The organism is Erwinia magellanica (genome assembly GCF_039023495.1).
Taxonomy (GTDB): Bacteria; Pseudomonadota; Gammaproteobacteria; order Enterobacterales; family Enterobacteriaceae; genus Erwinia.
Map to the genome: position 1 here is coordinate 150324 of NZ_JBCHVC010000001.1, position 24068 is coordinate 174391.

The 24068-nt window shown below is 53.9% G+C and carries 22 protein-coding genes; 11 read left to right on the plus strand and 11 right to left on the minus strand.

The window, feature by feature from the left end:
• Nucleotides 1-17 precede the first annotated feature (17 nt).
• Nucleotides 18-485: a thioredoxin-dependent thiol peroxidase gene (bcp, locus tag AAH450_RS00705; RefSeq protein ID WP_342908467.1), complete on the minus strand. Its 468-nt coding sequence runs from the start codon at nt 483-485 to the stop codon at nt 18-20.
• Nucleotides 463-1056: a glycine cleavage system transcriptional repressor gene (locus AAH450_RS00710; protein WP_318791096.1), complete on the minus strand. Its 594-nt coding sequence runs from the start codon at nt 1054-1056 to the stop codon at nt 463-465. The genes bcp and AAH450_RS00710 overlap by 23 nt, the downstream gene beginning before the upstream one ends.
• Before the next feature lie 157 nt (nt 1057-1213).
• Between AAH450_RS00710 and dapA the strand changes: the two genes are divergently transcribed.
• The 5 genes from dapA (at nt 1214) to AAH450_RS00735 (ending at nt 7049) form a co-directional block, all read left to right on the plus strand.
• On the plus strand, nt 1214-2092 hold the full coding sequence (dapA, locus tag AAH450_RS00715; protein ID WP_318791097.1) for a 4-hydroxy-tetrahydrodipicolinate synthase: 879 nt from the start codon (nt 1214-1216) through the stop codon (nt 2090-2092).
• 15 nt (nt 2093-2107) lie between these two features.
• Nucleotides 2108-3142: an outer membrane protein assembly factor BamC gene (bamC, locus tag AAH450_RS00720; RefSeq protein ID WP_342908468.1), complete on the plus strand. Its 1035-nt coding sequence runs from the start codon at nt 2108-2110 to the stop codon at nt 3140-3142.
• Between the two features lie 128 nt (nt 3143-3270).
• A complete protein-coding gene (gene purC / locus AAH450_RS00725) occupies nt 3271-3981 on the plus strand; it encodes a phosphoribosylaminoimidazolesuccinocarboxamide synthase (RefSeq protein WP_342908469.1) in 711 nt (236 codons plus the stop codon).
• A gap of 159 nt (nt 3982-4140) precedes the next feature.
• Nucleotides 4141-5001 (plus strand): KPN_02809 family neutral zinc metallopeptidase, encoded by an 861-nt coding sequence (ypfJ, locus tag AAH450_RS00730; RefSeq protein WP_342908470.1) that lies wholly within the window; start codon nt 4141-4143, stop codon nt 4999-5001.
• 11 nt (nt 5002-5012) lie between these two features.
• The gene (locus tag AAH450_RS00735; RefSeq protein ID WP_342908471.1) at nt 5013-7049 is read left to right on the plus strand and encodes a tRNA(Met) cytidine acetyltransferase TmcA; all 2037 of its coding nucleotides are present in this window, start codon (nt 5013-5015) and stop codon (nt 7047-7049) included.
• 135 nt (nt 7050-7184) lie between these two features.
• Here AAH450_RS00735 and AAH450_RS00740 read toward each other — a convergent pair whose 3' ends face one another.
• Genes AAH450_RS00740 through AAH450_RS00750 form a run of 3 tightly spaced genes read right to left on the minus strand, consistent with a single transcriptional unit; the run spans nt 7185 to nt 8880 of the window.
• Nucleotides 7185-7373 (minus strand): YpfN family protein, encoded by a 189-nt coding sequence (locus AAH450_RS00740; protein ID WP_306213102.1) that lies wholly within the window; start codon nt 7371-7373, stop codon nt 7185-7187.
• Nucleotides 7374-7390: 17 nt separating this feature from the next.
• The gene (gene dapE / locus AAH450_RS00745; RefSeq protein ID WP_342908472.1) at nt 7391-8518 is read right to left on the minus strand and encodes a succinyl-diaminopimelate desuccinylase; all 1128 of its coding nucleotides are present in this window, start codon (nt 8516-8518) and stop codon (nt 7391-7393) included.
• 2 nt (nt 8519-8520) lie between these two features.
• Nucleotides 8521-8880: an ArsC family reductase gene (locus tag AAH450_RS00750; RefSeq protein ID WP_342908473.1), complete on the minus strand. Its 360-nt coding sequence runs from the start codon at nt 8878-8880 to the stop codon at nt 8521-8523.
• A gap of 144 nt (nt 8881-9024) precedes the next feature.
• On the opposite strand from AAH450_RS00750, the gene AAH450_RS00755 reads away from it, so the two are divergent.
• Nucleotides 9025-9219 (plus strand): hypothetical protein, encoded by a 195-nt coding sequence (locus tag AAH450_RS00755; RefSeq protein WP_318791104.1) that lies wholly within the window; start codon nt 9025-9027, stop codon nt 9217-9219.
• A 37-nt stretch (nt 9220-9256) separates the two neighbouring features.
• On the opposite strand, the gene AAH450_RS00760 is transcribed toward AAH450_RS00755, so the two are convergent.
• The gene (locus AAH450_RS00760) at nt 9257-9691 is read right to left on the minus strand and encodes a GNAT family N-acetyltransferase (RefSeq protein WP_463322703.1); all 435 of its coding nucleotides are present in this window, start codon (nt 9689-9691) and stop codon (nt 9257-9259) included.
• 199 nt (nt 9692-9890) lie between these two features.
• Here AAH450_RS00760 and ypfM point away from each other — a divergent pair, with 199 nt between their 5' ends.
• The gene (ypfM, locus tag AAH450_RS00765; protein WP_157032631.1) at nt 9891-9953 is read left to right on the plus strand and encodes a protein YpfM; all 63 of its coding nucleotides are present in this window, start codon (nt 9891-9893) and stop codon (nt 9951-9953) included.
• 84 nt (nt 9954-10037) lie between these two features.
• Here the strand turns inward: ypfM and acrD are convergent, their stop codons facing one another.
• Nucleotides 10038-13154 (minus strand): multidrug efflux RND transporter permease AcrD, encoded by a 3117-nt coding sequence (gene acrD / locus AAH450_RS00770; RefSeq protein ID WP_342908475.1) that lies wholly within the window; start codon nt 13152-13154, stop codon nt 10038-10040.
• 260 nt (nt 13155-13414) lie between these two features.
• Entirely contained in the window at nt 13415-15082 is a 1668-nt protein-coding gene (narQ, locus tag AAH450_RS00775; RefSeq protein WP_342908476.1) for a nitrate/nitrite two-component system sensor histidine kinase NarQ, read from the minus strand.
• A 370-nt stretch (nt 15083-15452) separates the two neighbouring features.
• On the opposite strand from narQ, the gene AAH450_RS00780 reads away from it, so the two are divergent.
• The 4 genes from AAH450_RS00780 to AAH450_RS00795 all read left to right on the plus strand — a co-directional run bounded on the left by AAH450_RS00780 (nt 15453) and on the right by AAH450_RS00795 (nt 19955).
• Nucleotides 15453-15728 (plus strand): YdgH/BhsA/McbA family protein, encoded by a 276-nt coding sequence (locus tag AAH450_RS00780; RefSeq protein ID WP_342908477.1) that lies wholly within the window; start codon nt 15453-15455, stop codon nt 15726-15728.
• 319 nt (nt 15729-16047) lie between these two features.
• Nucleotides 16048-17511, plus strand: coding sequence for an L-asparagine permease (ansP, locus tag AAH450_RS00785; RefSeq protein WP_342908478.1), 1464 nt, complete (start codon nt 16048-16050; stop codon nt 17509-17511).
• A gap of 152 nt (nt 17512-17663) precedes the next feature.
• Nucleotides 17664-18242: a GDP-mannose pyrophosphatase NudK gene (gene nudK / locus AAH450_RS00790; RefSeq protein WP_342908479.1), complete on the plus strand. Its 579-nt coding sequence runs from the start codon at nt 17664-17666 to the stop codon at nt 18240-18242.
• A gap of 621 nt (nt 18243-18863) precedes the next feature.
• Complete coding sequence (locus AAH450_RS00795; protein ID WP_342908480.1) at nt 18864-19955, plus strand: DUF1176 domain-containing protein; 1092 nt, start codon at nt 18864-18866, stop codon at nt 19953-19955.
• Nucleotides 19956-20053: 98 nt separating this feature from the next.
• On the opposite strand, the gene tkt is transcribed toward AAH450_RS00795, so the two are convergent.
• The 3 genes from tkt to rpiB all read right to left on the minus strand — a co-directional run bounded on the left by tkt (nt 20054) and on the right by rpiB (nt 23892).
• Entirely contained in the window at nt 20054-22051 is a 1998-nt protein-coding gene (gene tkt / locus AAH450_RS00800; protein WP_342908481.1) for a transketolase, read from the minus strand.
• A 116-nt stretch (nt 22052-22167) separates the two neighbouring features.
• Nucleotides 22168-23118, minus strand: coding sequence for a transaldolase (gene tal / locus AAH450_RS00805; protein WP_342908482.1), 951 nt, complete (start codon nt 23116-23118; stop codon nt 22168-22170).
• 315 nt (nt 23119-23433) lie between these two features.
• Nucleotides 23434-23892 carry a ribose 5-phosphate isomerase B gene (gene rpiB / locus AAH450_RS00810; RefSeq protein ID WP_342908483.1) on the minus strand — a complete coding sequence of 153 codons (459 nt, stop codon included), beginning with the start codon at nt 23890-23892 and terminating at the stop codon, nt 23434-23436.
• Nucleotides 23893-24068: the final 176 nt, after the last annotated feature.

Sequence of the window (24068 nt, forward strand, 5' to 3'; positions counted from 1 at the left end):
CTCCGCCCTCCGGATCTTCAGACAGACTTCAGGTAGTCCATCACGATATCGTGGTGGTTTGCAGTTTTGAAGTCATCAAACACCTTCTCGACCTTGCCATCTGTACCAATCAGGAAGCTGATGCGATGGATGCCATCATAGGTTTTTCCCATAAATGTCTTCTCGCCCCAGATGCCAAACTGCTCGCAAACCTCATGGTTCTCATCGGAAAGCAGCGTGAAGTTCAGCATCTCTTTCTCGACAAAACGCGACAGTTTTTCGGGCTTATCAGTGCTGATGCCTAACACTTCAACCCCGGATTTTTTCAGCTCATCCATGCTGTCACGCAGTCCACACGCCTGTACGGTGCAGCCTGGCGTCATCGCCTTCGGGTAAAAATAGACCAGAACGCGCTGTCCCTGGAAGTCGGTTAAATTTACTTGTTCGCCATCCTGATCGGGCAAGCTAAATTTCGGTGCGGTATCACCGGCTTTCAGTGGATTCATCACTACTCTCCGTTTTCTCATCTTGCTGTGGATACTGAACGACGTTAATAGTGCCCTGTGCCTGCAACTCTGTACAGAGCCGGTTAAAGGCCTGCTCAATAAATGAAGCATCCTGGCTGGCCGGGCTGTGGGCGGTTATCTGAATATAGAGTAATGGTGGCTGATTTTCTTGCGCCGGCTGGGTACGGGAGACCAGTTCAGCGATATTCATCTGATGCGAATCAAACAGATCGGTGAAGCGCTCAATAATGTGCGGGGAGTCGGCAACCTCGACCTGTACCCAGACTGAGGCGGGCATCGCCGGGCGTTCGCGGAACGAGGTGCGTTTCATCACGATCAGTAGCTCCAGCTCCGCGCCCTTCAGCGGCAGCGTGGACTCGATCAGCGTGATCGCATTCCAACTGCCGGAAAGCAGCATAATAAAACTGAATTCCTCACCCAGCATGGCCAGACGGCTATCTTCAATGTTGCAACCGCAGCTGCTGACGTGGCGGGTGATGTTATTAACAATCCCCGGACGGTCAACTCCCAGTGCGGTAATAACCAGATGATGAAGCTGTGACTGCGGCAAAATGATGCTTCCTGTACGTCTCAGTGATTAGCAATTGTGATAACGCTAAGGTAAACATAAAAAATACCCTGTGCCAAGTGACCTGGCGGGTTGTCTGCTTGCTTTTAGAGTGCCGTAAACCGTACCATGAGGCACTTGTTTGTGGAGGGGATGGCAAATGTTCACGGGAAGTATTGTTGCGCTCGTTACGCCGATGGATGACAAAGGGTATGTCTGCCGTGCGAGTTTGAAAAAACTGATTGATTATCATGTTGCCAGCGGAACGGCGGCAATTGTCTCTGTTGGGACCACCGGTGAATCTGCCACACTAAGTCATGAAGAGCATGGTGAAGTGGTGATGCTGACGCTGGAGCTGGCCGACGGCCGCATTCCGGTGATCGCCGGAACCGGTGCTAACGCAACCGCAGAAGGCATTGCGCTGACTAAACGCTTTGAGAACAGTGGCGTGGTTGGCTGTCTGACCGTGACCCCGTACTACAATCGTCCTACTCAGGAAGGTCTTTTCCAGCACTTTAAAGCTATTGCGGAAAGCACCGATCTGCCTCAGATGCTGTATAACGTTCCTTCCCGTACCGGCTGCGATATGCTGCCCGAGACGGTGGGTCGCCTGGCGAAAATAAAAAATATTATCGGAATCAAAGAGGCAACCGGGAACTTATCGCGGGTTAGTCAGATCCAAGAGCTGGTTGATGAAGATTTCATTCTGGTCAGTGGTGATGACGCCACTTCCCTCGACTTTATGCAACTTGGCGGACAGGGTGTAATCTCTGTGACGGCAAATATTGCCGCGCGCGAAATGGCAGAATTGTGCAAACTGGCTAAACAGGGCAACTTTTCTGAAGCGCGACGCCTTAATCAGCGTCTGATGCACCTGCATCAGAAGCTATTTATTGAGCCTAATCCTGTTCCGGTAAAATGGGCTGCTAAGCAGTTAGGATTAATTGCAACCGACACGCTGCGTCTGCCGATGACGCCGATGACTGATGCCGGTCGTCCGGTTGTTGAGCAGGCACTGAAAAGCGCAGGTCTGCTGTAAATTTAGGGAGTATTAATGGCTTATTCAGGTCAAAAGTCCACGGTAGCAACGGTGGTGGGGCTTTCTTTAGTGATGCTGCTGGCAGCATGTTCCAGCGATCAGCGTTACAAGCGTCAGGTCAGCGGCGATGAATCTTATCTGAAAGCGGCTGATGTCAGCGATCTGCATGCCCCGGCAGGGATGGTGATGCCGCTACAGAACGGTGATTATGATATTCCTTCCGCCAGCACGTCGGGTGCCATCGGCAAGCAGCTGGACATCCGTCCACCGGCTCAGCCTCTGGCCCTGATGAACGGTACCCGTACGCAGTTTGCCGGTAATTCTGGCGTACTGTTGCTGGATAACGCCAAAACTGGCTCGTTGTGGCCACAGGTGGTTGATGTGGTGCAGGCCAAAAACTTCACCATCGCCAGCCGTACCGATGCCAGCCAGACGCTGGCAACCGACTGGGTGCAGTGGAACCGTGCGGATGAAGATCATCAGTACCGTGGCCGCTACCAGATCAGCGTGCAGCAGCAGGGTTATCAGCAGGCGCTCACGGTTAAACTGCTGGAACTCCAGCAGGAAAACAAAGATGTGAATTCGCCGGTTCAGCTACAGCGTTACACCGCACAGATGCTGAACGAGCTGAGCAGCGGGCTGGATAAAATTGAAACCACTCGTGAGAACGCCGCCGCCCAGCGCAGCGCGACCCAAATTGATGTGCAGAGCGGCGCTGATGATACCGGCCTGCCTGACCTGATCGTTCGTGCGCCGTTCAATACCGTCTGGGATCGTCTGCCAGCGGCTATGGAACGCATAGGAATGACCGTAACGGATAAAAACCGTTCTCAGGGAAGCATGAGCGTGACCTATAAGACGCCGGACAGCGATGTCTGGGACCAGATTGGCGCGAAAGATCCGGGTCTGGCCAACGGCGACTATAAGCTTCAGGTAGGCGATCTGGATAACCGCAGCAGCCTGCAATTCCTGGATCCGAAAGGCCATACGCTGACCCAGTCGCAAAACGACTCGCTGGTCGCCGTATTCCAGGCAGCTTTCAGCAAGTAAAACCTCAGGCCGGACCTCTCCGGCCTTTTTTATTCCCTGCCACGTAAACGATTGCTTCGATTTTTACGCCGCAGAGAATAGACTAGAGACAGCACAATTTTTCCGTTCTATTTTTGGAGTTTAACAAGATGCAAAAGCAAGCTGAGTTGTATCGCGGCAAAGCGAAAACCGTTTACAGCACCGAAAACCCGGATCTGTTGGTACTCGAATTCCGCAATGATACGTCAGCACTGGACGGTGAGCGTATCGAACAGTTTGATCGTAAAGGAATGATTAACAACAAGTTCAATCATTTTATTATGACCAAACTACAGGAAGCCGGTATCCCAACCCAGATGGAAGCGCTGCTCTCCGATAACGAATCGCTGGTGAAAAAGCTGGATATGGTGCCGGTGGAGTGCGTGATCCGCAACCGTGCTGCTGGCTCGTTGGTGAAGCGTCTGGGCGTGGAAGAGGGCATGATCCTTAATCCGCCGCTGTTTGACCTGTTCCTGAAAGACGACGCCAAACACGACCCGATGGTGAACGAATCTTATTGCGAAACCTTTGGCTGGGTGAGTAAAGAGAACCTGGCGCGCATGCGTGAGCTGAGTTACCAGGCCAATGATGTGCTGAGCAAACTCTTCTCCGACGCCGGACTGATTCTGGTGGACTTCAAACTGGAGTTTGGCCTGTTCAACGGCGAAGTGGTGCTGGGTGACGAATTCTCACCAGATGGCGCCCGTCTGTGGGACAAAGAGACTTTGGATAAGATGGACAAAGATCGCTACCGCCAGAGCCTGGGCGGCCTGATCGAAGCTTACGAAGAAGTCGCTAATCGTCTTGGCGTTAAGCTGTAACCTGTTTTCGGGCTGCGGCACCCTGCCGCAGCTCTCTGCCCCCTTCATTTCCTTTCTTCTGAACACCGACCACTTAACCGCCTTAAGGCTGGTGTTACGAGAGACACCCGACTAAAATCATTGCAACAGCCGTGAAGTGACAATAACGAGAGGTAGTTTATGCGTTGGCAAGGGCGCCGTGATAGCGACAATGTGGAAGATCGCCGTAGTGAGTCTGGCTCCATGGGCAGCGGACGAATGCGCATACCTCGTGGCAAAGGGGGGATCATCCTGCTGATTGTGGTGGTGGTCGCCAGTTATTATGGATATGACCTCAGCCCTCTGCTGACTGGTGAGTCCACCTCTGTGACCCAGCCAGCGTCTCAACGCCAGGGCAGCAATCCACAGCAGGATGAAGCAGCGAAATTCACCTCGGTGATGCTCGCCACCACGGAAGATACCTGGCAACAACTTTTCCAGAAGATGGATAAAACCTACACGCCGCCCAAACTGGTGATGTACCGCGGCGCGACGCGTACGGGATGCGGAACGGGGCAGTCGGTTATGGGGCCGTTCTATTGTCCCGCTGACAGCACGGTTTATATCGATCTCTCCTTTTATGATGAGATGAGAAACAAGCTGGGCGCCGAGGGTGACTTTGCTCAGGGCTATGTGATTGCACATGAAGTGGGGCACCACGTGCAAAAACTGCTGGGGATTGAACCTAAAATCCGCCAAATGCAGCAGGGCGCAAGCCAGACAGAGATCAACAAGCTGTCAGTAAAAATGGAGCTTCAGGCAGACTGTTTTGCTGGCGTCTGGGGTTACTACATGCAGAAAGAAAACGTGCTGGAGACCGGTGATCTCCAGGAAGCGCTTAATGCCGCAGAGGCTATAGGCGACGACAAGCTGCAACAGCGCGGACAGGGAAGGGTAGTGCCAGACAGCTTCACCCACGGCACCTCTGAACAGCGTTATACCTGGTTTAAAACCGGTTTTGACAGTGGCAACCCCGGCCAGTGCGACACCTTTAGTCACTGATTATGGTGGATATGCAGGCCACCCTTCGCCACACTGAACAACTTAAACAGCAGGGGTTCCGACAAATCCTGTTTATCAGCGGCGAGGCTGAGTGGGGTCTGAGGCAGGCAGAGGAGTGGATGGCCCGGCTGCCGGGGGACTGGCTGTGGCTGGGGGACGCACCGCTAAGTCCGCTGCATTGCGCACCCGCCGCGGCCAGAACGCTGCTGGGCCGTGAATTTCTCCATGCTGTATTTGATGCGCGCACCGGTTTTCATGCTGAAGCACTGGCCGCACTCTCCGGGACGTTAAAAGCGGGGAGCTGGCTGCTGATTCTGGTGCCCGACTGGCAACAGTGGGCTTCCCTGCCAGATAGAGATTCGCTGCGCTGGAGCGAACAATCTTCTGCTATCGCTTCCCCTCATTTCATCAGGCATCTGCAACGGCGGGTTATCCAGGATGACGCCATCGCTCTGCTCCTGCAACATCACCCTTTTACGCTGCCCTCGCTGCCCGCTTATTCCGCCTGGCAGCCTGGTGAGAACGCTGAGCAACAAGCCCTGCTGGAAACGCTGCTGCTAAGCGAACCGGGGATCTCGGTACTGATTGCGCCGCGTGGAAGAGGAAAGTCGGCGCTTGCCGGGTTACTGGCTGCGCGCTGGCCGGGACGCTGCCTGATCACCGCGCCAGCTAAGGTTGCCACCGATGTGCTGGCCGAATTCGCCGGACAAGCCTTTGAATTTATCGCGCCAGACAGACTTCTCGCTGCCGGCCCGGAATTGCGGCCAGAGAGTGTCGACTGGCTGCTGGTGGATGAAGCGGCAGCGATCCCCACTCCTCTCCTGCATCAGCTTGTTAAACGTTTTCCCCGCGTCTTGTTAACCTCTACGCTTCAGGGCTATGAGGGAACCGGGCGCGGTTTTATGCTGAAATTCTGCGCCACGCTACCCCAGGTGACGCTGTTAAAGCTGAACCGTCCCCTGCGCTGGGCGGAGCACGATCCGCTGGAGCGCTTTATCAACGATCTGCTGCTGTTTGCCGAAGCCGAGCCGCAACCCGAGACGCAGCCGGTTCGCTTCTCTTTTCCTGAACAGTCGGACTGGCTGACTCAACCAGAGCAACTTTCGGCAATGTATCAACTCCTGACCAGCGCCCACTATCGAACCTCACCGCTGGATCTTCGCCGGATGATGGATGCGCCGGGCATGCACTTTGTCGCTGCACTGCAAAAGGAGAGGGTTCAGGGCGCGCTGTGGCTGGTGGATGAAGGCGGCCTCTCAGCAGAGCTGGCGGAGGCGGTCTGGGCAGGGTTTCGGCGCCCGCGGGGGAACCTTGTGGCTCAGTCACTGGCGGCGCATGGTGGCTGGCCAGCTGCCGCACAGCTTCGCTCCCGACGCGTCAGCCGTATCGCTGTCGCGCCTTCCTGCCGCCGGCAGGGCATCGGCCTTCAGTTGATTCAGCAAAGCAGGGCGCTGGCGCAAGGGCTGGATTTCCTCTCAGTAAGTTTTGGCTATACCGATGAATTATGGCGGTTCTGGCAGGCCTGTGGCTTCCGGCTGGTACGTTTTGGCAGCAAGCCGGAAGCCAGCAGCGGCTGCTATACCGCCATGGCGCTGCTGCCGCTAAGCGAGGCGGCGGAACAGCTGGCTCAACAGGCAGCAACGCGCTTACAGCGTGACTGGCCATGGTTACAGCGACTGACAAAGGTCAGTGTTGCGATCGCTGCCAGCGACGATCGCCAACTGGATGAGGAGGACTGGCGCGAGCTGGCCGGTTTCGCCTGGGGATATCGTCCCTTTGAAGCCAGCATCGGCGCATTAGGGCGGCTTGTCGGCCTGCAAACTGTGCCGCTGCCTTTGCTACAGGGCGCACTGGTGGCGGAGCTATCTGCTGCGCAACTGAGTCACTCTTTTGGCCTGTCGGGCCGCAAGGCGCTGGTGGCAGGCTGGCGGCAGGAGGCCCGGCGAGCACTGGCCGCGCTGGACAGGGAAGAGAGCGAACGCTGGCAGGCCCGGATGCAGACTTTGCATAAGAACCACGAAAAGGAAAATGAAAGCCTACAGAAGTAGAAAGTGAGGAGAGCGTGAAAGCTCTCTTATAGAGCAATGAGTAAAAATTTGCAGATAAAAGAGGCCGGGAAAGTTCGTATGAAGCGGGCAGGCCGCGCTGGAAACAGAGCAGGGGCGGCAGCCCCTGCGGAAAGCTTATTTCTTTTTTGGAAAGTCGTCTTCGTCATCCCACTTGTCGTTAAAATCACGGTGTGGCGGTAACTCCGGTTTGTTATCCAGAAACTTCTTGTGATCGATGCGCTTCAAATCTTTGTAGACATTCATCAGCACGCCCACCATCAGCACAATCACCAACAGCCACCAATACTCTTTCAGGAATTCCATCTTCTTACCTTATTCGCTTATGCGATCAGCTGTTCCATAATCCGCTGGTACATGCGGCTCAGCAGTTGCAGATCCGCGGCTTTCACGCACTCATTGATTTTATGAATGGTGGCATTAACCGGGCCAAGTTCCACCACCTGCGCCCCCATTCTGGCGATAAAACGCCCGTCAGAGGTGCCGCCAGTGGTCAGCAACTGCGGTTTGATTTCATTATAGTGCTCAACGGCGTTCACTACCGCATCCACCAGTTTACCGCGGGAAGTCAGGAACGGCTGGCCGGACACTTTCCATTCCAGCGTGTAGCGCAGCTGATGACGATCCAGCAACGCTTTCACCTGTTGTTTAATCATCTCGTCAGTCAGCTCGGTGCTGAAGCGGAAGTTAAACTGCACAAAGAATTCACCAGGGATCACGTTATTGCTGCCGGTTCCGGCCTGCACGTTGGCAATCTGCATGCTGGTCGGCGGGAAGAACTCGTTACCCCGATCCCACTCGGTCGCCACCAGTTCATTGAGAGCGGGCAGAGCACGATGCACAGGATTATCAGCCAGATGCGGATAGGCAACATGCCCCTGAACGCCATGCACTGTCAGGTCAGCCGTCATGGAGCCACGGCGACCATTTTTTACCACGTCCCCGACGATCGCGGTACTGGAAGGTTCACCCACCAGGCAGTAATCAAGCCGTTCATTGCGCGCCATCAGCGCTTCCACAACTTTTACCGTGCCGTGCGTGGCGCTGGCTTCCTCATCGGAAGTGATCAGAAACGCCAGGCGTCCTTTATGACCAGGATGAGTGGTGACAAAACGCTCTGCGGCCACAATCATCGCCGCTAACGAGCCTTTCATATCTGCTGCGCCGCGGCCATACAGCATACCGTCGCGAATGGTGGGTTCGAAAGGCGGATTGATCCAGCGGCTGGCATCGCCGGTGGGGACTACGTCGGTATGTCCCGCAAAGGCCAGCGTTTCGCCCTGACCGCGCCAGGCCCAGAAATTCAGCGTATCGCCAATCTGCATCGGCTCAATGGTAAAGCCCAGCGCCTTCAGGCGTTCGATCATAATAGCCTGACAACCGGCATCATCCGGGCTGAGGGAAGGGCGACGAATAAGCTGCTGCGTCAGCTCAATGACCGGACAAAACATAATCAGGATTTCTCCGAAATAAAGGGCTGATAAGTGGTTTCACTGAAACCCAGCAGCATAGAGCCGTCTGCGCTACAGAGCAACGGACGTTTAATCATTGCTGGCTGTTCCAGCATCAGATCCAGCGCAGCTGCTGCGTTATTCACCTCATTACGCTTCTCTTCGCTGAGCTTGCGCCAGGTCGTTCCGCGCGTGTTCAGCAAGGCTTCCCAGCCCAGGGTGTCGATGAATTGTTGCAGCCTTGCACGATCCAACCCCTCTGCACGATAGTCATGAAACTGGTACGCCACGCCGTTCGCTTCCAGATACTTTCGCGCTTTCTTAATGGTGTCGCAATTTTTAATGCCGTACATCGTTAGCATGACCCGTTCCCTTCTTTTTTCTGGGGGTTTCAACTATATTCGATATGGTTCAGGCGGTTAGTCTACAACGGATACGCCTTCAAGACAGCAGGGAAGGCCGGAATTTCATTATCCAGACAGAGACTTAGCATAAGGAGGGACAATATGAACTATTTAAAAGCGTCTTCCGCCCATACGGTTGAAGAGACTCAATCGATGATCGTGATCGCCAGGAAGAAAACCAGCCGCTGTGATGAGTTTAATCACATTGTGGAAGCCGTGCTGGCGGAACACCCGGATGCCAAAACGCATATCGACAGTGACAGTGGCGGATACGATAAAGTGATTGTGCTGAAGTAGCCGTGGATGCCTCCGGGGGGCCGATGCCCCCCAAGGCTTAGCTGCTCACAAATCCTTTTTCCTGCAATCGCAACAGTGCCTGCCCTTCAGCATAAATCATCCCCGTGGTCAGCGAAGCGTAACCGAGGTGCTGATAAAAGCCGATCTTATCCGGCATAGCGTAGATAAACACCTTACCGCAGGGTGCCAGCGTTTTCATGATTGCCTCCATAAGCTGCCCGCCATAACCTTGCCCCTGCCAGGCGGCATCCACAATCACGTCAGAAAGATAAGAAGCATAGGTCAGGTCGCTAATGGCATGAGCGGTCGCCATCAGTTTGCCCCCGACATAACCAAACCAGACAAATTGCGAATGCTGGTAGGCTCGTTTAAGCACCTCAGGATCACGCTGGCTTAAGCCTGCACGTTCAATTAATGCGGCCAGTTCCTGCCAGTTAATTTCTGGTTCGCGGGCGCTGGTGCTTAGTACCATTTGAGGCATGTGGATCCCTTACGTTATCGAATGATAATCAGGCTAGTGATTACTCTGGGTATCATCACGCCTGAACTGTGGCCTGCCACGCAAATTACGATTTTGATCGAAACCCTCTCTGTTTTTGCGGATCGAAAACTCTTCACTTTTCCTTAGGATTAATCCTATAATGGAGCCACAACGAAAAGCGAGGTGATTTATGATTGATTTAGAACTGGGGAACTGGAAAGATTTTATCGAAGCAATGTTATCTCGTAAATAACACCTTCTTTAAGTCGCGCACCAGCAGGCGTAACTGACAGAATTCAGAACAGTAGAAGGCAGCCCAAAAGGCTGCCTTCTTTCTTTATTTCCCCGGCTTCTCCTGTAGCGGAAAGCGTTGCCTGACCAGCACAAAGAAGAGCGGGACAAAGAAAATAGCCAGAACGGTGGCGGAGATCATGCCCCCCATTACGCCCGTCCCCACCGCATGCTGACTGCCCGATCCTGCGCCGTTACTGATCACCATCGGCAGCACGCCAAAGATAAAGGCCAGTGAGGTCATCAGTATCGGACGAAGACGCTGCCGTGAGGCCTCCAGCGTGGCTTCCAGCAGATCCCGCCCTCGGGTGTTCATCTCGTTAGCGAACTCCACAATCAGAATGGCATTCTTGGCTGAAAGCCCAATCACCGTGAGCAGACCCACCTGGAAATAGACATCATTTTCCAGGCCACGCGCCCAGGTGGCGATCAGCGCACCCACAACGCCCAGCGGCACCACCAGCATGACAGAGAAGGGGATTGACCAGCTCTCATAGAGCGCTGCCAGACAGAGGAACACGACCAGCAGCGAAATGGCGTAAAGCGCGGGCGCTTGCGAGCCGCTCATTCGCTCCTGATAAGAAGCGCCAGTCCATTGCAGGCCAAAGCCGGTGGGTAATTTGCTGACCAGCTTCTCCATGACGTCCATCGCCGTGCCGGTACTGATCCCCTCAGCCGATTCTCCTACAATTTCTACGGCAGAATAACCGTTGTAGCGCTCCAGCCGCGGCGAGCCGGTTTCCCAACTGGTGGTGGCGAAAGCGGTAAACGGCACCATGCCGCCGCTGCTGTTGCGCACATACCATTTACTGATGTCATCCGGCAGCATGCGGTATTTTGCCGCAGCCTGAACGTAAACCTTCTTCACGCGCCCCCGATCAAGGAAATCATTGACGTAGGTTGAACCCCAGCCGGTCTGTAACGTGTTGTTGATATCCTCTATGGAAACGCCCAGCGCCTGCGCTTTATGCTGATCGACATTAATCCTTAACTGCGGCGTATCGTCCAGGCCGTTATGACGCACTCGCGTCAGGGAGCTATTTTCCCCGGCTGCTGTGATCAGCAGATCCCGCGCCTTCATTAACGCATCGTGGCCCAGGCCAGCGTGATCCTGTAGCTCCATATCAAAGCCGGCAGAGTTCCCCATACCGGTTATGGCAGGTGGACTGCTGGCAATCACCCGGCCTTCTCTGATCTTGCGGAAAGCTTTGGTCGCTCTTTCGATGATGGCGAATGAGGTGTTATCCGCGCCGGGGCGGTCCTGCCAATCTTTTAGTCTCACGAACATACGGGCCACGTTCTGGCCATTGCCACCCGGACCCGCGCCGATGGTGGAGAACACCGACAGCACGTTCTCCTTCTCCTGGGTCAGATAGTATTGCTCAACCTTATTGACCACTTTGTTTGTTTCCTGCAACGTCGAGCCGGGCGGAAGCTGGATTTGGGTAGTGAAGACGCCGCGGTCTTCCAGCGGCAGGAAAGAGGTTGGCAACCGCAGGAAAAGAAACGCCATACCCGCAATCAGCAGCAGATAGAGCAGCAGCCAGCGTCCTGCTTTGGCCAGAATCTTACCCACGCCGCGTTCATAACGCTCAGCGTTGCGGTTAAACATGCGGTTGAACCAGCCGAAAAAGCCCCGGCGGCCATGATGCTCTCCCTGGGGAACAGGTTTCAGTAGCGTGGCACACAGGGCAGGGGTGAGGATCATCGCGACCAGCACCGACAGCACCATTGCGGAAACAATGGTGATGGAAAACTGGCGATAGATAGCCCCCGTGGTGCCGCCAAAGAAGGCCATCGGGATAAACACGGCGGAGAGTACCAGCGCAATACCCACCAGAGCGCCCTGAATTTGCCCCATCGATTTGCGCGTTGCATCGCGGGGGGAAAGCCCTTCCTCGCTCATTATTCGCTCGACGTTTTCCACGACGACGATGGCATCATCCACCAGTAGCCCGATAGCCAGCACCATCGCGAACATGGTCAGCGTATTGATACTGAAACCGCAGGCGGAAAGGACGGTGAAGGTGCCGAGCAGCACCACCGGAACGGCGATAGTAGGAATGAGCGTGGCGCGGAAGTTTTGCATAAACAGATACATCACAACGAATACCAGCACTACAGCTTCTATCAGCGTCTTAACCACATCCTCAATAGATGCCCGGACAAAGGGCGTGGTCTCATAGGCGATTTCTGCTTTCAGGCCATGCGGAAAATAGTGGGAAAGCTCTTCAATGCGCGCGCGAACCAGCTTATCGGTTTGCAGCTCATTTGCGCCCGAAGCCAGCTTAACCCCTAAGCCTGAAGCGGGCTGACCGTTGTACTGACTCAGGAAGTCATACTTTTCGGCACCCAGCGCGACCTCTGCCACGTCGCCCAGCCGCACTTCAGAACCATTCTGGTTGACCCGCAGGGTGATATTGCGGAACTGTTCCGGCGTATTGAGCAGCGACTGCGAATTGATGGTCGCGTTTAGCGCCTGACGATCCACTGAAGGTAATCCCCCCAGCTGCCCAACCGCCACCTGACTGTTTTGCGACTCAATGGCGGTGACGATATCTGAGGTGGTCAGGGCATAGTTAATCATCTTGTTGGGATCGAGCCAGATGCGCATCGCATACTGCGAGCCGTAGGCATCGACCTGTCCCACCCCGTCAATACGGCTTAACGGATCCTGCACGTTACTGGCAACGTAGTCGGAGATATCCTGCTTATCCATGCTGCCGTCGGTGGAGACAAACGCCACCATCAGGATATTGGTGTCGCCGGTTTTCGTCACCGTCACGCCCTGAGACTGCACATCCTGCGGCAGCTTACGCAGCGCGCTTTGCAGCTGGTTCTGCACCTGCTGGCGCGCTTCGTCCGGATTCGTACCGGCAACGAAAGTCAGGGTAATGGTGGCCTGACCGGTGTTACTGCTTTGCGAAGACATATACATCAGGTTATCGATGCCGGTCATGTTCTGTTCAATAACCTGGGTGACGGTATTTTCCAGCGTCTCCGCAGAAGCGCCCGGATAGTTGGCAGTGATGCGGACGTTAGGGGGAGCAAGGTCGGGATATTGCTCAACAGGAAGCGAAAGAATAGCCAGCGTGCCGGTCAGGCAAAGCAAAATCGCTATCACCCAGGCAAAGATCGGGCGATCGATAAAAAAATTCGCCATTAAAGCGCGCTCCAGGCAAGTCATCAGGAAGGGTCATGCGCCTGCCTTATCCCTGGCGCGCGAAAATTGTCGTCCGGGCCGCTGCAAATTTTTATATGTTATTCAACATGCTTTGGCCTCTCTTCACTTTACCCTCCGCCCTGGGAAGAATCGTGGAGAAATTGAGGAGAAAGTGTAAATTATCGTGCTAATTCGTCCACGGCGCGGCGCCGGAAAGCCAGATGTTTTCACCTCCTTCTGCTGGGTCTTCTCCAGGCGGTTCAGACAGGAAACTGCAATGAGATAACCGTTCCTGTTGCGGCTCCCGCAGCAATAGTCAGCCTGCCCTGAAGCGAGCTGGCCCGCTCCTGCATAATAGAAAGGCCATAATGCCCCGGCGGCGAAGCTGCCTTATCCAGGCCGATACCATCATCCTCAATTTCAATCAGGATCTCCCCGCTGGGAAGAGAGCAACAGCGAAGCGTTATCCTTGACGCCTTTGCATGACGAACAGCATTCAGTAAGGCTTCGCGGACAATCTGTAGGACGTGTACCTGCTTTTGCGCTTCCAGACGAGGCATCTCTGCCGGACTTTGCAGCACGATGGCTGCTTCGGTTTGCCCCTGAAGCGTGGCGATAACCTGTTGCAGGGCGGTGCTCAGGTCTGCCGGCTCAATGGATAACCGGAAAGTGGTCAGCAGCTCGCGAAGCTGAACGTTAGCTTCGGTCAGTGCCCGATCGATCTCATTGACGATCCCATGAGCTGGCGTGGCAGAAGCCTCAACCACTCGCTTCAGGCGTGCCAGTTGAATGCGAAGATAGGCCAGGGATTGGGCCAGCGAGTCGTGCAGCTCACGCGCGATGGTGGCCCGCTCCTCCATCACCAACAGGTGACGAACTTTCTGCTGTGCGCGGTCCAGCTGTAATGAACGGGCAAGCATGGTCGCCACGCCCTGCATCAGCTGGGGTTCGCTGGCCGCCGCTTGCCAGCGCAGTTCAGCCACTGGCTGTTCCGTACCCGGTTCCAGCGGCAGTGCTAACCACGGCAGCGCAGCGTCAGCCTCGCCACAGCTAATCTTTCCGTGCGGCGGAGCGATCAGCTCAATGGCGGCAAAATTTTCATGTTGCGTCACCTTCGCCAGCACTTCAGGCCAGGCTTTCAGGGGTTCAAGGTGGTGATTAAGCGTTTCGGAACACTGGTAAAGCAGGGCAAGGCGACGATTCGCCTGGCGCAGATCGCTGGTCTTCTCTTTTACGGCCTGTTCAAGGCGGGCGTACTGCTTTTCAAGTTCCACAGACATGCGGGTAAAGGCTCTGCCGAGCACGCCAAGTTCATTTGGCAAACCGGTATCCAGCGGAGCGTGATGGAAATGGCCATGCTCAATGTCGTTACTCGCCCCCACCAGCTTATTCAACGGCATCACTATCTGCCGTTTTACCAGGCGCAGCGTCCAGAACACCAGAACGGCAATGGCGATAAATCCCAGCAGGCTGACGCCCGCCACCAGCTTCATTTTCAGTTCAGCCCAGTGCTGAAGCGCCAGCACGAAGAGATCTATCTGAGCAACATAAGAGGAGACGTTTTGCTGATAGTGATGCGTGTTGCCTGCCAGCAGATCGGGTTGTAAAGCGTGCCAGGCCAGCAACAACGCCTGATAGCGCGCCCTGACGCTCTCCGGGACATAGGCCCGGTCAAGTGCTCTTAAGGCGGGGGCCTCCACCGATTGCTGGTAGGCGAGAATATCTTTCGACAGCGCCGAAGGGCGGCTGGTAGCATCCAGAGCCAGACGGTAGCTCTGCATGCGCAGCGAACCGGCGATATTCACCGCTTCGGCATCGCGCAGGCTGGTGGAGAGGGTTAATAACGCCAGTCCGGATGAGAGCACAGAGAGCAACACAATAGCGAACAGGGTACGGGCAAGAGTGCCGGTAACAGAACGGGTAAACATCCAGCGCTTCCTTATAAAGTGTGGCGGAGAGTATAACCTCAACCTTCCGGCAAGAAACTGACCTGGACCATCAGAATAATAATGTTCAAAACGTGCGGTACATCGCTTGAAGCGCTGCGGCATCCTCGTTACAGTAACTTACCGCATAAAAAACCGCCTCAAAACGTGTCGAATGCTTTACTTTGACACATCCCCTTACAGCCTGCGTCAAATGTAACTTTCCCTGACAGATCTTTGGACAGTCCGGCATTCCTTCAACAATGCTTAACCACCTTTACTCTGGACTCACTCTGGTTTTCATTAGTCTGGTCATAATTAATACCGTAACGAAATCTTCTAACGAATGATAACTTTCGACGAGGAAATGACAATGAAAATGAAATTACCTGCTCTGCTTGCCGCCACCCTTTTCGCAGCGACCTCCTTCTCTGCGCTGGCCGCCACGCAAGTCGATGAAGCACAGAGTCAGAACATGCAGGCGATGGGTACTGTTTCCATCTCCGGCGTTAACGGTTCCTTAGATGATGCTACCCGCCAGCTTTCACAGAAAGCGCAGGAAATGGGCGCCTCACACTATCGCGTTATCCGCGCTGATACCCCCGGCGATTCAAGCCTGTGGAGCGGGAACGCTGAGATTTACCGCTAAGTTTTATCGCTTATTACCCACCCCTGTGTAGCCTTAGTGATCTCACTGAACCGACCGCCCTTTGCGGTCGGTTTTTTTATGCGCCATCCGGCAAAAATTACAAAAGCTCACGATTTGATGAGGGTAATTTTTGCGTCAGCTTTCGAGAACGGTTAGGATGCATCGCCGCAATTTTCCCGCTTCCGCTAAGAACAAAACCACAGGAAGCCGGGTTTTGCGCAGACGTTTGTGCTGTTGACGCAATCGTTTGGTTGGCGATGAGATCGGGACACCCGGGACAGGTATCCATAAAACTGTGGACAGGTTAATAGGAAAGAAAATGAAAGCTGATAAAACAGCGGTTGCAGACAAGCGCGCCGCAAGAAGACGTTGGTTAAATTCTCATGACTCCGGCTATCACAAGGCCATGGATAATCGTCACGTACAGATGATTGCAATTGGCGGAGCTATAGGGACGGGACTGTTTCTTGGTGCGGGCGCTCGTCTACAGATTGCAGGGCCGGCCCTGGCTATCGTGTATTTAGTGTGTGGCATCTTCTCCTTCTTTATCCTGCGTGCGCTGGGCGAACTGGTTCTTCACCGTCCCTCCAGCGGTAACTTTGTCTCTTACGCGCGTGAATTCCTCGGTGAGAAAGCCTCCTATGTGGCGGGCTGGATGTACTTTGTTAACTGGGCGATGACCGGTATTGTGGATATCACTGCCGTAGCGCTCTATATGCACTACTGGGGAGCCTTTGGTGACGTTCCTCAGTGGGTATTTGCGATGGGCGCGCTGGCGATTGTCGGCACCATGAACATGATCGGCGTAAAGTGGTTTGCCGAAATGGAGTTCTGGTTTGCGTTGATCAAAGTGGTGGCGATCGCCATTTTCCTGATTGTGGGAGTGGTATTCCTTGGCTCCGGCAAACCGCTGGATGGCAATGCAACCGGCTTCCACCTGATCAGCGATAACGGCGGCTTCTTCCCGCACGGCCTGTTACCGGCTCTGGTACTGGTACAGGGCGTTGTCTTCGCCTTTGCCTCTATTGAGCTGGTAGGGACGGCGGCCGGGGAGTGTAAAGACCCGAAAACCATGCTGCCAAAAGCGATCAACAGCGTGATCTGGCGTATTGGGCTGTTCTATGTCGGCTCCGTTGTACTGCTGGTGCTGCTGTTACCATGGAACGCTTACCAGGCAGGGCAGAGTCCGTTTGTGACCTTCTTCTCTAAACTGGGTGTGCCCTATGTGGGCAGCATCATGAATATCGTGGTACTGAGTGCGGCGCTCTCCAGCCTGAACTCGGGTCTCTATTCTACAGGCCGCATTCTGCGCTCAATGTCGATGGGCGGCTCGGCACCGAAGTTCATGTCTAAAATGAGCCGTCAGCAGGTGCCTTATATGGGCATTCTGGTCACCGTGGGCGTCTATATCGTTGGCGTTTACCTCAACTACATTGTGCCTTCGCGCGTGTTTGAGATCGTGCTGAACGTGGCGTCGCTGGGGATTATCTCCTCCTGGGGCTTTATTGTGGTCTGCCAGATGCGTCTGCGTAAGGCGATTAAACAAGGCAAAGCGGAAGATGTCAGCTTTAAAATGCCCTGGGCGCCGTTTACCTCATGGCTGACGCTGCTGTTTTTGGCCAGCGTGCTGGTGCTGATGGCTTTTGATTACCCTAACGGTACTTACACCATTGCGGCAGTGCCTCTTATCGCCGTAATTCTGGTACTGGGCTGGTTTGGCGTGCGTAAACGCGTGAAGAGTGTCGCGCAGACCGAGCATGCAGCGGTAAAAGAAGAAGCCTGAACGCAGGCTGAATAACAAGACGGCCCTGCGGGGCCGTTTTTTTTGCGGCGATCCTGCGAAAAAGCGGGGCATTACCCCGCCAGAATTAAGATAGTTTTCTCCTCTGTAGCGCCTTATGATGACAGGCTCCCGAAAAACGCACCGGAGCCTGTATGTCAGCAAAAATTGAAGTGATTAAGAACAAAGTCCTGTCAGAAAACTGGTTCGTTCTGCGTAACTTTACCTACGATTTAATTGCCAAAGATGGCACCACAATCCGCCACAAACGCGAGGTTTATGATCGCGGCAACGGCGCAACCATCCTGCTCTATAACCGTGAAAAAAATAGCGTGATCCTGACCCGTCAGTTCCGTATTGCCACCTGGGTAAACGGCAATGAAAGCGGGATGCTGATTGAAGCTTGTGCCGGACTGCTGGATGACGACTCTCCGGAAGATTGCATCCGTAAGGAAGCCGTTGAAGAGACAGGGTACGCGGTAGGGGAGGTAGAAAAAATCTACGAGATGTACATGTCTCCAGGCGGCGTCACCGAGCTTATCCACTTCTTTGCGGCAGAATATAACGACTCCCTGCGTGCCAATGCCGGTGGCGGAGTAGAAGATGAAGATATCGATGTCATGGAGATCCCCTTCCCCCAGGCGTGGGCAATGATCAAAGAGGGCCGCATCAAAGATGGCAAGACGGTGATGCTGCTTCAGCATGCGCTAATTGAAGGCTGGCTGAAGCTTTAATCTCTGCGAATAAGGCTACCAGCTCAGTGCCGGGAGGCGTGTTTCTCCCGGTCTTCGACACTACCAGTGATGAAAAGAGTGATTTAACCATCCTGCGGCCATTTGCTGTCTTTTTAAAACAACAGGGCACTCTTAATAAGACTCTTATTTAAGTCAAATAACCTGAATTTTCTCGCTCTGTTTAATTTAATTTTCCAGGTTATCCTGGTTCTTTTTTTAAAACTTTTCCCGGAAAGGAACCGCTGGCCGGAGCAGGGTATTTTTAATAAAAGCGGGTAATGAAGCTGCCCATACGCTTTTGCACACCTGGGGCTAAAGGAAATAAGCGATCTTTGTCAGGTATCCCATTTTCTTCAGCCTTGCTTTTCATTATTAAATTTGAAGTTCGTCACATTATTTCAGATTGGCCAGAGAGCGTGCCACTTTGGCAGACCCTTTTTAAAATCAATCAATTAAAATAGTCTCTCTCGCAAGGAGCCGTGCGATATCAGGGGCGAATCATCACTACAGTCTTGTCCGACTAATCCGATTGAGCTGATCAGGGGCAGGCGGCATGATGGTAATAACTTTTTATTCGCGCTTTGCGGCAGCCTTCTCGTCACCCTGGGATACCCATTATCAATGTTTTACTGGATGAAATTCCCTTTTGCCTTGCTGCTGTTGTTCGCTGCTTCGCTCCAGGCTGAACCACTGCAAAAAGTTTTTTATAACTGGCAGATAACCTGTAATAACCTTAATAGTTGTGTGGTGCGTAATTTCCCCGGCGATAATGGTCTGGTAATGACGCTTACCCGTAATGCGGGCATTAACGATCGGCCTTTACTGCGTATTGATTACGGTAATCGCTATACCGGAGAGCTTAAGGGCGCACCGCTGAAAGACAATCTGTTACTGGATGGTCAGCGGCTGAAACCCGATTTGAAACACTGGGAAGTAGAGCCTCATCATCTTGCCACAGCACATATTATCTCCATTGATGAGTTTCTGGCGCAGATCATGGATGCGGGTAATATTCAGCTGCTCTACCGGCCAGAGGCCACTATCTCGCTGCATGGTTTAAAAGCGGCGCTGTTGCTGATGGATGAGATTCAGGGCCGGGTAAATGGCATGAGCGCCTGGGTGAAGCGGGGGGATCGCGCGGCGATGGATGTCCCGCCGCAGCCCGCTACTCCGCAGATTGTGCCACCGCGCCGGCCGCCTTTACCCCTGACGCGGGGCGAAACTACTGGCCTGATTGATTTCGGTACCTGGCGGATAAATACCGATGAATGTTCACTGGACCCCCAGCGACGTGAGGTCAGCGTGGCACCGCTGTCAGATGAGAAAGCGCTGCTGCTGGTAACCTGTGAAATGGGAGCCTATAACGTCATCGATCTGGCTTTTGAAGTCAGCCGCACCGAGCCATTTGTAGCGAAAGGCATTTCCCTCAGCCTGCCGTTTGTTCCCCCTGGCCGTAGCGACAAGCAGCTGGAGCTGATCAATGCAGAGTATGATGCTAACACCGGCGAGTTGTTGACCTTTGGTAAAGGGCGTGGATTAGGAGATTGCGGTACAGCATCACGCTGGCAATATAATGGCCGGGAATTTGTACTGGCTGAATTTGCCCAGGAAGAAACCTGCGATGCCTGGCATGGTAGCGACGACTGGCCAACGCTGTGGGCCAGTCAGACAGTAGGGGCGCCCGCTGCCGATGTCGAAATGACGACACCATAAAGTCCGGTACAGCTTCCGATTAGCAGCCATAAAAAAGCCCGGCAAAGAGTGCCGGGCTTTTTTGATTAAAGCAGAAAGCAAGCCTCTGCTTAGCGGCCTCAGTGAGGCTTCAGCAGGGATTCAGCATGGCTGACGATGTTTTCAACCGTGAAACCAAACTCGTTAAACAGCTTATCGGCTGGTGCAGACTCACCAAAGGTAGTCATACCAACAATTGCGCCATTCAGACCAACGTATTTGAACCAGTAATCGGCAATGCCTGCTTCAACAGCGACGCGCGCTGTGACGCCAGACGGCAGTACGGATTCACGGTACGCCACGTCCTGCTTGTCGAACATATCAGTAGAAGGCATGGAAACTACCCGCACTTTGTGACCGCTGCGGGTCAGCTTCTCAGCCGCACCCAGCGTGATCTCCACCTCGGAACCGGTGGCAATCAGGATCACTTCAGGCGTGCCTTCGCAATCTGACAGCACATAAGCGCCGCGGGAGATATTCTCCAGCTGCTCTTTGGTACGCTCAGGCTGCAACAGGTTCTGACGGGAGAGGATCAGAGCGGTCGGGCCATGATGGCGCTCAATCGCATGCTTCCACGCTACGGCAGTTTCTACCTGGTCACAGGGACGCCAGACGCTCATATTTGGCGTGACGCGCAGGCTGGCAAGCTGTTCAACCGGCTGGTGCGTCGGGCCATCTTCACCCAGACCGATGGAGTCGTGGGTATAGACCATGATCTGACGGGCTTTCATCAGCGCCGCCATACGCACGGCGTTACGCGCATATTCCACAAACATCAGGAACGTCGCGGTATAGGGCACAAAGCCGCCGTGGTGGGCGATGCCGTTAGCAATGGCAGTCATACCAAATTCACGGACGCCATAGTGAATATAGTTACCCGCAAGATCCTCTTTGATCGACTTAGAGCCAGACCAGATGGTGAGGTTACTTGGTGCCAGGTCAGCCGATCCGCCTAAGAATTCAGGCAGCAGCTTACCCCAGGCTTCCAGCGTATTTTGTGAAGCTTTACGGCTGGCGATTTTCTGCGGATTGGCTTGCAGATGTTCAATAAACTTCTGCGTTTCCTGCTCCCAGTTCTCCGGCATACCACCGTCCATACGGCGGCTATACTCTTTAGCCAGTTCCGGGTAGGCGGCTTGATAAGCGGCAAACTTCTCGTTCCACTCTTGCTCATACTTGCTGCCCGCTTCTTTGGCATCCCACTGAGCATAGATATCCTCAGGGATTTCAAAGGCAGGGTAGTTCCAGCCCAGCTGCTTACGGGTCAGCTCAACTTCATCCACACCCAGCGCTGCGCCGTGAGATTCTTCTTTACCCGCTTTGTTCGGTGAGCCAAAGCCGATAATTGTTTTACAGATGATAAGCGATGGCTTGTCGGTAACGCTCTGCGCTTCTTTAATCGCGCCAGCAACAGCCCCGGAATCGTGACCATCAATATTGATCACATGCCAGTTATAGGCTTCAAAGCGCTTGGCGGTGTCATCGCTGAACCAGCCTTCCACTTCACCATCAATCGAGATGCCGTTGTGGTCATAGAAACCGATCAGTTTGCCCAGACCCAGCGTACCCGCCAGCGAGCAGACTTCATGAGAAATCCCTTCCATCAGGCAGCCATCACCCATAAATACATAGGTGTGGTGGTCGACAATATCGTGGCCCGGACGGTTAAACTGCGCGCCCAGGGTGCGTTCTGCAATTGCCAGACCCACCGCATTCGCCAGACCCTGACCCAGCGGGCCGGTGGTGGTTTCCACGCCTGGCGTATAGCCAATTTCCGGGTGACCCGGCGTTTTGGAGTGCAGCTGACGGAAGTTTTTCAGCTCTTCAATCGGTAAATCGTAGCCGGTGAGGTGCAGCAGGCTGTACAGCAGCATGGAACCATGGCCGTTAGACAGAATGAAACGGTCACGATCGGCCCAGGCTGGGTTCGTCGGGTTGTGGTGCATAAAATCACGCCACAACACTTCAGCGATATCTGCCATGCCCATTGGGGCACCCGGATGACCAGAATTGGCTTTCTGAACGGCATCCATACTGAGGGCACGGATGGCATTAGCCAGCTCTCTACGTGAAGACATGTTTTTCTCCCTGATTGTTTTATGGGACAAAATGGGCGGATAAAACGCTAAAGGGCGAAGGCCCCGCCTTGCCGAGAAGATCGGTTAGCGGGACGTTCCACCCATTTTGATATTGGTTACAGCTTAGCGGCAAGCACGTCTTCCAGATGCTGCTGGTCAACGGCAAACTGACGGATGCCTTCAGACAGTTTCTCAACCGCCATTGGATCCTGATTGTGCTCCCAGCGGAACTCCGCTTCAGAGAGCGACGCAGGCTGATGGAAGGCTTCAGTAGGAGGCGTAAGTTTGCGCTCAACCGGCGCATCGCTTGCCTGTAACTGTTTCAGCAGATCGGCAGAAATGGTCAGGCGGTCACAGCCAGCCAGCGCCAGGATCTGCTCGGTTTTACGGAAGCTGGCACCCATGATCACCGTGTTGTAACGATGCTGTTTGTAGTATTCGTAGATATTGCGTACGGAAACGACGCCCGGATCTTCATCTACTACGTACGGGTCCATTGGCTTACGGGTGTTGTACCAGTCATAAATACGGCCCACAAATGGGGAGATCAGGAAGACACCGGCTTCAGCACAGGCGCGTGCCTGGGCAAAGGAGAACAGCAGCGTCAGGTTACAGTTGATGCCGTTTTTCTCCAGCTCTTCTGCTGCGCGAATACCTTCCCAGGTTGAAGCGAGTTTGATCAGAATACGTGAACGGTCAATACCGTTATCTTCGTACATTCTTACCAGCTTCTCTGCTTTGGTCACACACATGCCGCGGTCAAAAGAGAGACGCGCGTCTACTTCAGTGGAAACCCGGCCGGGAACGCTTTTCAAAATTTCCATTCCCAGATTAACCGCCACTTTGTCACTGGCGTTGATGATCTGAGTTTCTTTGCTGCCGCCCTGTTTTTTGGCGTAGTCGATGGCATCGGTAATCAGGTGCTTGTAGGAATCGAGGGCGGAAGCTTTCAGGATCAAAGAGGGATTGGTTGTAGCATCTTGCGGATGGAAATCACGAATGGATTCAATATCGCCACTGTCCGCCACCACGGTGGTGAATTGTTTCAGTGCTTCTAGCTGGTTCATCTCTTGGCTCCTTGATGTGCAATCTGTATGACGATTTACCATGACGGGCAACGGGGCTTCAGGCCAACGAGGTAGCCTTGAATCTTCTCTGTGGGGAATTTTCAGGGGCTAACATCGGATCTACCCGACATGGAAGTCTTTTCTCAGGCCAAACATTGCATCAGACGTTCTGTAATAGAAATGCGTTTTCTCTGATTGTTGCAATGGGTTGACCCAATGAGTTCGTTGCGTACATTAAAAAAGTGCCGCACCTTTAAGTGTAGCACTTCTGTGAAATTTCGTGATGGCGCGCACGCTAAGGCGCCCCGACACCTTCTATTTACCGCAAACGCTCTGCTCGTAATGGCTGATTTTATCCACTTTAGCCAGAGAACCGCCGCCTTCAAATTCTGACTCCAGCCAGCTGTTAACGATTGAACGCGCCAGTTCAGGCCCCACAACGCGTGCTCCTAAGGTCATGATCTGCGCATTGTTACTTTTACGCGCGCGTTCAGCAGAGTAGGTATCGTGGCACTGAGCAGCGCGAATGCCTGGCACCTTGTTGGCCACAATGGCCATGCCAATGCCGGTACCACAAATCAAAATACCGCGCTCATGCTTTCCCTCTTTGATGGCGTTAGCCAACGTCCAGGCGATATCCGGATAGAGCGGCTTATCGTTTATAGCGTCATTACTGTAGTCGCTGACATCAATCTGCCTTTGCTGAAGGTGCTGTTTAATCAGATTTTTTAATTCCAGGGCCGCATCGTCGGCGCCAATCGCGATAGAAGACATAGGTTTCTCCACAGATAAAGGGAGCCGTCGGGCATTCCGGGATCGGAACATCCTGCGGCGAACGGATACTACCCTCGCACAAAAGTGGTCATATGTTCAATAGGTGTTCTTTTGATTTTTAGCTTCACCCATCAGAATCATTAGGTATGGTGATGTATATCGCTTAATTACGCCTT

What these genes read in the sequence shown, in the direction of transcription:
- acrD (WP_342908475.1), bottom strand. Translation starts at nt 13,154, where the DNA reads ATGGCGAATTTTTTTATCGATCGCCCGATCTTTGCCTGGGTGATAGCG.
- AAH450_RS00740 (WP_306213102.1), bottom strand. Translation starts at nt 7,373, where the DNA reads ATGGAATTCCTGAAAGAGTATTGGTGGCTGTTGGTGATTGTGCTGATG.
- AAH450_RS00795 (WP_342908480.1), top strand. Translation starts at nt 18,864, where the DNA reads ATGTTTTACTGGATGAAATTCCCTTTTGCCTTGCTGCTGTTGTTCGCT.
- AAH450_RS00755 (WP_318791104.1), top strand. Translation starts at nt 9,025, where the DNA reads ATGAACTATTTAAAAGCGTCTTCCGCCCATACGGTTGAAGAGACTCAA.
- dapA (WP_318791097.1), top strand. Translation starts at nt 1,214, where the DNA reads ATGTTCACGGGAAGTATTGTTGCGCTCGTTACGCCGATGGATGACAAA.
- AAH450_RS00735 (WP_342908471.1), top strand. Translation starts at nt 5,013, where the DNA reads ATGCAGGCCACCCTTCGCCACACTGAACAACTTAAACAGCAGGGGTTC.
- dapE (WP_342908472.1), bottom strand. Translation starts at nt 8,518, where the DNA reads ATGTTTTGTCCGGTCATTGAGCTGACGCAGCAGCTTATTCGTCGCCCT.
- purC (WP_342908469.1), top strand. Translation starts at nt 3,271, where the DNA reads ATGCAAAAGCAAGCTGAGTTGTATCGCGGCAAAGCGAAAACCGTTTAC.
- tkt (WP_342908481.1), bottom strand. Translation starts at nt 22,051, where the DNA reads ATGTCTTCACGTAGAGAGCTGGCTAATGCCATCCGTGCCCTCAGTATG.
- ypfJ (WP_342908470.1), top strand. Translation starts at nt 4,141, where the DNA reads ATGCGTTGGCAAGGGCGCCGTGATAGCGACAATGTGGAAGATCGCCGT.
- AAH450_RS00760 (WP_463322703.1), bottom strand. Translation starts at nt 9,691, where the DNA reads ATGGTACTAAGCACCAGCGCCCGCGAACCAGAAATTAACTGGCAGGAA.
- AAH450_RS00750 (WP_342908473.1), bottom strand. Translation starts at nt 8,880, where the DNA reads ATGCTAACGATGTACGGCATTAAAAATTGCGACACCATTAAGAAAGCG.
- bamC (WP_342908468.1), top strand. Translation starts at nt 2,108, where the DNA reads ATGGCTTATTCAGGTCAAAAGTCCACGGTAGCAACGGTGGTGGGGCTT.
- tal (WP_342908482.1), bottom strand. Translation starts at nt 23,118, where the DNA reads ATGAACCAGCTAGAAGCACTGAAACAATTCACCACCGTGGTGGCGGAC.
- bcp (WP_342908467.1), bottom strand. Translation starts at nt 485, where the DNA reads ATGAATCCACTGAAAGCCGGTGATACCGCACCGAAATTTAGCTTGCCC.
- nudK (WP_342908479.1), top strand. Translation starts at nt 17,664, where the DNA reads ATGTCAGCAAAAATTGAAGTGATTAAGAACAAAGTCCTGTCAGAAAAC.
- ansP (WP_342908478.1), top strand. Translation starts at nt 16,048, where the DNA reads ATGAAAGCTGATAAAACAGCGGTTGCAGACAAGCGCGCCGCAAGAAGA.
- rpiB (WP_342908483.1), bottom strand. Translation starts at nt 23,892, where the DNA reads ATGTCTTCTATCGCGATTGGCGCCGACGATGCGGCCCTGGAATTAAAA.
- narQ (WP_342908476.1), bottom strand. Translation starts at nt 15,082, where the DNA reads ATGTTTACCCGTTCTGTTACCGGCACTCTTGCCCGTACCCTGTTCGCT.
- AAH450_RS00780 (WP_342908477.1), top strand. Translation starts at nt 15,453, where the DNA reads ATGAAAATGAAATTACCTGCTCTGCTTGCCGCCACCCTTTTCGCAGCG.